The sequence below is a fragment of the Enterococcus sp. 3G1_DIV0629 genome (assembly GCF_002141285.1).
Classification (GTDB): domain Bacteria; phylum Bacillota; class Bacilli; order Lactobacillales; family Enterococcaceae; genus Enterococcus_B; species Enterococcus_B lactis.
Window position 1 is genome coordinate 429,796 of the sequence record NZ_NGLI01000001.1, and the last position, 6,421, is coordinate 436,216.

The window sequence follows — 6,421 nt, forward strand, 5'->3', positions numbered from 1 at the left end:
ATATATGCCAATGTCGATAAAGTTAAAAATAATAGAAAATAAGTTTAAAATAGACGTAAAAAAAAGTCAAAATAAAGTAACGAATAGTTTTCTAAATGATTTTTCTAATAGAAAAAAAATATATGTGTTTTTATCTACGGATTATTCAAATCTAGGTGATCACGCATTAACACTTTCTCAATTACAATTATTAAATAATAAAGAATTTGCTGATTATGATATTATTGAGTATTCGGTTGATGATACTATTGAAGCTGTAATGCTCTTGAGAAATAGAATAAATGAAGAAGATATTATTACGCTTAAAGGTGGAGGTAATATAGGATTAGAATATTTTAGAGAAGAATTATATAGAAGATTAATTATAAACTCTTTTCCAAAAAATAAAATAGTTATGTTTCCTCAAACTGTATATTTTCCTGAAACTAAAAAAGGGAATATAGAATTAAAGAATACTATTACAACTTTTAATCATCATAAGAACTTACATTTATTTTTCAGAGATGTTGAATCTTTCAATACTATAAAAAAATATATAAAAAATAATATATACTTAGTGCCTGATATAGTATTTAGCATGAAAACTGAACAAATAATGAATTTAAGTGAATGTGAGCGTCAAAAAAATAAAGCACTATTTTGTTTAAGAAATGATAGAGAAAAATTATTAACAAACGAAATGAAGCAAAATTTAAAAAATGTTGTATCAGAGCATGGCTATAATATATATGAAACTGATTCTGTAAAAACATATGAAATAAATAAAGATAATAGAATTAAAGAACTCATAAAATTTTTTAAGGTAATAGCAAGTTCCTCTTTTGTGGTCACCGATAGATTACATGGAATGATTTTTTGTGTAATAACAAATACGCCTTGCATAGTAATAAATACGTACAATCATAAAGTAGTCGGGCAGTATGATTGGATTCATAGTAACCGTAATGTACATCTACTAAATAATATGGAAGATTTTCCTGAAATAATTAGAAACTTGAATTTATCATACGATAATTTTGATGGATTGTTAGAATTGAGAAAAATGCATGAAATAATAATTGAAGTAATGAGAGAAAAAGAATGATGATGTTATTTTTTTTGTTGTATTGTTTTTTTATATCTATATTATTTAGGAAAAAAAGCAATTTTAGTTTGCTTATATCATTGTTACCATTTTTCTTGTTTGGATCGCTTAGACATTTTAGCGTAGGTAATGATTCAATTGAGTACGCTAGAGTTTATCAAATAATTTCGTCTAGTGGATCAGATATTTTTAAGCAGCGATATGAGTTAGGTTTTTTAAAGTTAAATGAGATATTAAGTTCAATTAGTAATTCTTATACATTACTTTTCATAGTAACAATGGCTATCACAGTATATGCCTTATACGTTATGCTACGTGACTACTCTTTAATGCCTGGAATGGCGATATCAATGTATTTTCTATTACGATATTATGATATGTCACTAAATGTTATGAGACTATCAATAGCTATTGCATTAACAATATTAGCTACTTGTCAACTGCTTAAGAATAAAAGAAGTTCCTTCATTTTATTAGTTATTTTAGCCTCAATGTTCCACAGAACTGCTTTGATATATCTAATAGCAATATTTATTTGGAATTTTAAAGTAAAAATATCAAAAAAAATCTTATTATTACTATGTGGCAGTGTATCAATTTTATTAGTAATTTTTGATTTTTTAATAAAGGTTGTTGTTAAATTTTTTCCAATTTATAGTTATTATCTAAATTCTGTGTATTACGATGGTAATATTAGATTAGCAACAATATTTAATATAGTAACTTTTACATTTCTTACTTTACTTTCATACATGATATTTAAAAGAAATAAAAGTGAAATTAATAGAGGTGCACAATTTAAAGAAGTTGAAAATTTTTGTTTAACAACAATAGTTTTAGGTATTTTCATCAGTATAGTGTCAATTAAATTTAATTTGTTTGATAGAGTTGCTGATTATTTCTTAATATATATATTAATTTATCTTCCAAATCAGATTACAAAAATAAAGAATACTTATATATCTATTTTAATAACATATAGTTTATGTATCAGTTTAATATTGTACTATTTGATAATTATAATATACAGACCGGAATGGAATAAAGTCTATCCATATCTATTTTATTGGCAATAAGGAGAGTTTTTTATGCAACCTCGAATATTAAATGTTATAGGAACCAGACCTAAAGCTGGTATAAAAACAGTGTTAGATAACTATGAGAGTTCTTTTAAAAATAATATAATATATGATTTTATGATATTCAGTGAGGAATCAACAGGTTTATTTGATATTCAGATGAGAAATCATGGTAGAGAAGTATACTTGTTTAAATCATTTAGAATAAAAAATATAGTAAAATTATATAATGACTTGAATGATTTTTTTAAGATAAACAAGGATAAATATAATATAATACACATACACACACCTAATGTAGCTTTTATTGTATCACCTATAGCAAAAAAATATGGAGTTAAAATTATTATTGGTCATTCTCATGCTACTAAGTATTCTGATAAGTGGAGTTCTAAAGTTAGAAACTTTATTTTATTAATCAATAGAAATGCATATTTTACTCATATAGGTGCTTGTTCAACAGAAGCATTAAAATTTTTATCGAGATTTACTATTAACAAAAGTAAAATTATTATAAAAAACGCAATTAAAATAGAAAAATTTAAATTTGATTATAATCACAGAGAACAAATTAGAAGAGAATATAATATAGAAAATAATCAAATACTTGTTGGGTGTATTGGAAGATTTAATAATCAAAAAAATCAAGAATTTCTTTTAAGTGTGTTTAAAGATTTAAAAAAATATAGTAAATTTCATTTGATTTTAATTGGAAGTGGACCGAACAAAAGAAAATTAGAAAAATATATATTGCAGCACGATATGCATAACGTAACAATTTTAGATTTTCAAAATAATATTCATGAAATATATAATGGTCTAGATGTTCTCGCATTGCCTTCAAGGTACGAAGGCTTACCTATGGTGGCTGTAGAAGCACTAGCAAATGGCTTGCCAATACTCTTAAGTGATAAAATAACAAAAGATTTATCATGTATTTCTACTACCTATTTGTCAATTGATGATAAAAAAAATTGGTACCAAGCAATATTGAATACAAACCCTATAAGTAATATGAAAAGAAGAGAGAATAGAATTTTGGAAGAACTTGGTTATGACATCAAAGTAGAACAGAGAAAGTTACTTGAGTATTATGAGGAACTCATTAATGAAAAATAAAAATAAACTAGTAACAGTAATAATACCTGTATTTAATAGTGAGAAATATTTAAAAAGATTATTTTCGTCTTTAATTAATCAGACGTATAAAAATTTAGAGATAGTAGTTATCGATGATGGCTCTACAGATGGTTCAAGATTTGTTATAGAAAAATATTGTAAAAGTGAAGCAAGAATTGTGTCATATTATTCTGATAATAAAGGTGTTTCTGAGGCTAGAAATTTTGGTATAAAGGTTTCTAATGGAGATTATATATGTTTTATTGATGCAGACGATTTTGTAGAACCTAGATATATTGAAGAACTGATAAGTGGTGTCTCAGAGAACCAAGCGCAACTTGCTATATGTAATTATACATTGATTTTTAATGGTACAAAAAAAAATAGTAGAATATATCCCAGTATGAAAGAGATAGCTCAAGTTGATTCTGAAACTATTATAAAAGAAATTTTATTATCAAATAGTTACTTTAAAGGATTTGTTTGGAATAAAATTTTTGACTCTAATATAATAAAAAAACATTCTATTAGATTTAATAGTAATTCTTATATTCTTGAAGATATGGAATTCGTAATTAACTATTTACGTATAATAGACAATGTAAAACTAATTAACAAGCCACTATATAATTACGTACAACACTCCAATTCTACTACAAAAAGAATCGATGATAATTATGTAACTGTTTTTAAAACCATTAATAATATAACATCAATCCTAGATGAAGAATATTTGCCTTTTGTAAGAGTCTTGTATTATGAATTTTATGCAAATATATTTAAATACCAATTAAAAAATAGAGAGTTGAATAATTTTAAGACATTACTAAGTAGAAAAGAGTGTATTTTTCACTATATTTTATTTAAAAAATTAAAAAAAAGAAATATGATACAAAAGTTTAAGGATCAAATAACTTTTGTACTGATATTTTTTTATACGAGGTGAACAATGATACCGAAAATAATACATTATTGCTGGTTTGGAGAAAAAATAAAACCAGAAGAGATTAAAAATAATTTAGATAATTGGAGGAGAAAGTTACCAGAATTCGAGATTATAGAATGGAATGAACAAAATTTTGATATAAATTCAATACCTTTTGTGAAAGAAGCATATGATAGAAAAATGTTTGCTTTTGTAAGTGATGTAGCGAGATTGCATGCTCTCCTTACCCATGGAGGAGTATATTTAGATACAGATATTGAAATAGTTAAAGACTTTACACCTATAATTAATAATTATTCTGCCGTTTTTTCATTAGAAAATAACAATTCAATTGTAGCTACTTCTTTTATTGCTTCTGAAGAAAAGCATCCCATTATAATGGAATTATTTGAAAAATATCAAAACATGAATTTCATAGACACTAATGGTAATGAAGTGACTATTCCTAATACAACTTACTTAACAGAAATAATTAAAAAACAAAATTTTTATATAAAAAATGAAATCCAGGAATTAGACGGGATAGCTTTATTTCCTGATACTTATTTTTCATCATTTAATTTAGAAACCGGGAAACCTAGATATACGAGGCAGACATACACTGTACATCATTTTTCAGCTTCATGGCAAGATAGAAGTTTTCATTTAAAAAAAAAAATAAAGAAACTTTTAGTAGTAATATTAGGAGAAAAATTTTATATAAAATTAAAAAGGATTTTATTGACTTCTAAGTAAAAGGAGAAGTATGAAAATAGTAAAAAATTATTTGTATAGCATATCATATCAGTTGCTGATAATTATATTACCTATAGTAACAGTGCCATATATATCTAGAACTCTTACGGCTGAAGGTGTAGGTAAATTTTCTTATACTAATTCAATTATACAGTATTTTGTACTAATAGCTACATTGGGAACCAGTATATATGGCAGCCGAACAATAGCATATTATAGAAATGACATTGAAAAAAGATCAGAAAAATTTATCGAGATTATGGTACTAAAATTTTTAATGATGTTTGTTTCTTTTAGTATATTTATTTCTTTTCTTTTTATCTATGGAAAGTTTAAACTGATACTATTATTACAGTCATTTCAAATATTAGCCGTAGGAGTAGATATTTCATGGTTTTTTATCGGGATAGAGGATTTTAAAAAAACTGTTTTTAGAAATATATTAATAAAAATTGCCTCAGTTATACTGATTTTTTTATTAGTAAAAAATCCTGACGATTTATGGAAATATATAGTCATTAATAGTTTTTCTATTTTGATTGGAAATTTTACATTATGGAGCTATATTCGTAAATATATAAAAAAAGTTGATTTAAAGAGTATATCTATAAAAGTTCATATTCCTCTAATTTTAAAATTATTTATTCCACAAATTGCCACACAGTTATTTGTTACTTTAAATAAAATATATTTAGGAAATATGTCTACGTTTGTACAAACTGGTTTTTTTGATAATTCAGATAGGATCATTAGAATATTAATTGCTTTTATAACTGCTATTGGAACAGTTCTTTTCCCAAGGTTAGCAAATGAATTTCATAAAAATAATCTATTGAAAATGAACAATTACTTTAAAATTGCATTTGATATGGTTAGTCTAGTAGCAATACCAATTTCCTTGGGAATGTTTCTAATTTCACGTCCGTTTTCCATACTATTTTTTGGAGACAGCTTTCAAGGAATTGATAAAGTTTTAGCAATTTTAAGTTTTGAAATTATTTTTATGGGATGGAGTTCATTAATCAATCAATATTTAATAGCTAGTGACAAGCCTTTTGGAATTACAATTTCGATTTCACTAGCAGCATTGTTGTCTATTTTTTTATCATATTATTTAATAAATAATTATTCAGCTATTGGTGCAGCAATGAGCTCAGTTATTGGTGAATTTGTTATTGCAGTAAGCTCCTTAATTTTTATGAGAAATAATATCAGCTTAAAGTATATATTTAAAGATTTGTGGAAAATGATAATAAGTGGGTTATTTATGTTTTTTATCTGTAGAATATTTCAACTTATAAATCCTTTTTTTAACAAATTATATATTCAGATATTTTTAGGTAGTTTAGTCTATTTATGTACAATCTGTCTCTTATACACATCTATAAATGAAGAAGATATTATTACGCTTAAAGGTGGAGGTAATATAGGATTAGAATATTTTAGAGAAGAATTATA

6 protein-coding genes are annotated in these 6,421 nt (G+C 24.7%); all 6 read left to right on the plus strand.

All coding sequences use genetic code 11. From position 1 onward, the window contains the following. Positions 1–1,084 (plus strand): polysaccharide pyruvyl transferase family protein (locus A5816_RS02130; RefSeq protein WP_086311157.1); only part of this gene is annotated, 1,084 nt, incomplete at its 5' end. Further along, complete coding sequence (locus A5816_RS02135) at positions 1,081–2,160, plus strand: EpsG family protein (protein ID WP_010738831.1); 1,080 nt, start codon at positions 1,081–1,083, stop codon at positions 2,158–2,160. The genes A5816_RS02130 and A5816_RS02135, both read left to right, overlap by 4 nt. 12 nt (positions 2,161–2,172) lie before the next feature. After that, on the plus strand, positions 2,173–3,282 hold the full coding sequence (locus A5816_RS02140; protein WP_010738830.1) for a glycosyltransferase: 1,110 nt from the start codon (positions 2,173–2,175) through the stop codon (positions 3,280–3,282). Then, the gene (locus A5816_RS02145; protein ID WP_010738829.1) at positions 3,272–4,228 is read left to right on the plus strand and encodes a glycosyltransferase; all 957 of its coding nucleotides are present in this window, start codon (positions 3,272–3,274) and stop codon (positions 4,226–4,228) included. The genes A5816_RS02140 and A5816_RS02145 overlap by 11 nt, the downstream gene beginning before the upstream one ends. Positions 4,229–4,231: 3 nt before the next feature. Then, positions 4,232–4,963 (plus strand): glycosyltransferase family 32 protein, encoded by a 732-nt coding sequence (locus tag A5816_RS02150; protein WP_010738828.1) that lies wholly within the window; start codon positions 4,232–4,234, stop codon positions 4,961–4,963. A 10-nt stretch (positions 4,964–4,973) separates the two neighbouring features. Next, positions 4,974–6,421, plus strand: a 1,448-nt coding sequence (locus tag A5816_RS02155) for a flippase (RefSeq protein ID WP_256925971.1), incomplete at its 3' end; no start/stop codon positions are given.